1 protein-coding gene is annotated in these 2,045 nt (G+C 67.0%); it reads left to right on the forward strand.

The features are described from left to right. Positions 1 to 1,122 precede the first annotated feature (1,122 nt). Positions 1,123 to 2,045: type VII secretion-associated serine protease mycosin (gene mycP, locus AB4039_RS42060; RefSeq protein WP_442273286.1), on the forward strand; the 923-nt coding region annotated here is incomplete at its 3' end.

Consider the following 2,045-nt stretch of genomic DNA (forward strand, 5'->3'; position numbering starts at 1 on the left):
TCGGCGGCGGCGGATCTGGCGGCGGCGCACCGGTTCCACAACGACCCGGACGCCCAGCAGCTGGGCCGTACGGCGAACTCGAAGCTGAACGGTGACCGCCAGGAGGCGATCCAGCAGCTGACGAAGCTGGCGCAGTCGTACGACCTGGCCGCGACCCAGATGAGCAAGGCGGAAGCCCTTACGTTCCGGCCACCGCCGCCGGAGTTCGAGCCGACGCAAACCTCCGGTGACGTTGAGCGGTCGCGCTCTGGAGGGGGTTCCGGAGCAGCCCTGGGATCGAGTGGCAGTTCATCCGTTGCGCCATCGGGAACGGCTGACGCACCACGGCATGGTTCTGTCCCGATGCCTGGTCACCAGCCGTCGCAGGACCTGATTCTGTCTCGGGCGACAGGGCCGACTTTGCCTCAGGCCCCTATCGTCCCGAGTTGGGATGTGGGCGTGGACCTTGACCACCTGGCGACGCTGCCGAACAAGACATTGCCCCCGACTACTGCTGTTCCAGGCGGACCGACCCCAAGCAGTGCGGGCCTTCCGCCCAGTGGACCACTTCCGGCATTGCCGCTTCCGCCGCTCACTGGGGGACCGACCTCTGCGGGAGGCCCCCCGTCGATCACGCGGCCTCCCATCGGCATTGGCGGCAAGAGTGGCGGCATGGCTGCGCCGCCACGGGACACGGGAATCGTCGGCGGCAAAGCAATTTCCCCTGGTATTCCCGGTGCGGGGATCCCACGTGGCACGGTCATCGGCGCGGAGGGTGCGCAGCCCGGCGGCAGAGGCGGAATGATGGGCGGCGGTGGCCTTGGCGGCCCGCATGGTTCGGTGGCAGGCCGTCGGCTGGCGATGGAGCCGGGCGGGGTGGTCGGAGGCCGCCAGAACGGTATGAGCAGTCGGTCTGTGGCAGGTGGCCAGCCGTTCACCCAGGGCGGCTCGGGCCTGGTACGCGGAGGTTCCGGAGCCGGCACGATGGGCAACGGGGCGGCTGCCGCACCTGGAAAGCGGCGTGGCGGCCAAGGGGGCACCCGCCCCGATTATCTGGCTGAGGACGAAGAGACCTGGCAGGACGCCCGTAGTGTCGTTCCGCCAGTGATCGACTGAGCGGAACGGACGTTGCACGGGATGCGCATGCTCAAAGCGACCTCGGCCCTAGTGGGTCTTCTGCTGGCTGGGGTCACCGCGACCCCAGCTCATGCGCAGACCATTCGAGAGCAGCAGTGGCACCTCGACTCTATGAAGGCTGACGATATCTGGAAGGTCAGCACCGGCAAGGGAGTCACCGTCGCCGTGATCGATACGGGGGTGGGTCGCATCCCAGAACTTGAGGGCCAGGTACTTGAGGGCAGGGCCTTTCCTGCCAGCGATCCCAAGGGTGACGCACGCGACGACTACAACGGCCACGGTACGAGCATGGCTGCGATCATCGCTGGTACCGGCAAGCACCCGAGCGGTGATGGCGCCTACGGACTTGCCCCGGGAGTGAAGATCCTTCCGCTTCGGGTGCCCAACATGCTGGAGACGCAGTCCACTCCCTCTTGGGTTGAGGCCATCCGCTATGCGGCGGACTCCGAAGCGAAGATCATCAACATTTCTCTGGGGTATGCGGGTAAACCGGAGGGCGATCGTGAGCGGGCGCAAGCCGTGAAATATGCACTCTCGAAGGGGAAGCTGATCTTTGCGGCTGCCGGAAACGACGGGGACACCCTCAACGAGGTGGAGTATCCGGCTGCAACACCGGGAGTGGTAGGCGTTGGTGCGGTAGATCCCCATGGGGAGGCAACCAAAGAGTCGCAGCACGGCCCGCAGGTGGACATGTCTGCGCCCGGAATCGACATCGTCACGGCGTGCGCACGTAAGACGGGACTCTGTACCAGCCACGGAACCAGCGACGCCTCCGCCCTCGCCTCCGCCTCCGCCGCCCTCCTCTGGTCCGCGCACCCCGACTGGACCAACAACCAGGTTCTCCGGGTCCTGCTGAACACCGCCGGGAAGCCCGTCGACGGGGCCGGGCGGAACGACTACGTCGGGTACGGCGTCGTGCGGCCGAGGGT

The sequence above is a fragment of the Streptomyces sp. M-16 genome, assembly GCF_052114405.1.
Classification (GTDB): domain Bacteria; phylum Actinomycetota; class Actinomycetes; order Streptomycetales; family Streptomycetaceae; genus Streptomyces.